Source organism: Priestia sp. RMT2NF4, from assembly GCF_047872835.1.
Classification (GTDB): Bacteria; Bacillota; Bacilli; order Bacillales; family Bacillaceae_H; genus Priestia; species Priestia zanthoxyli.
Map to the genome: position 1 here is coordinate 1 of NZ_JBLQZO010000034.1, position 362 is coordinate 362.

The following is a 362-nucleotide window of genomic DNA, read 5'->3' on the forward strand; positions in this document are numbered from 1 at the left end:
CATCTTTATGCAACAAAAGAAGATAATCTTCTTTTAGCTTAACATTTAAAAACTTTGTAATATCTCTTTTATGATTTGCCATGTTTATTATTCTCCTTTCAGTTTTCTTCTTGGATATAATCTTCGTATTCTTGAGCACGCATAAGATGTTGGATATCATCTACATTATCCATTTGAACTTCCAATATCCACCCTTGATCATAAGGGGATTCATTTACATATTCAGGACTATCCTCTAATTCTGTGTTTACTTTCAGGATTTGACCATTAAAGGGTGCGATAAGCTCGGATGTAGTTTTAATGGACTCCACATCACCAAAGCTATTGTTTATCGTTAATGAATTCCCTTCCTCTGGAAGGTC

The 362-nt window shown here is 33.7% G+C and carries 1 protein-coding gene; it reads right to left on the reverse strand.

Going from position 1 to position 362, the window contains the following annotated elements:
• Nucleotides 1-98: 98 nt before the first annotated feature.
• Nucleotides 99-362 (reverse strand): glycine cleavage system protein H (locus ACMX9J_RS27710; protein ID WP_416226475.1); only part of this gene is annotated, 264 nt, incomplete at its 5' end.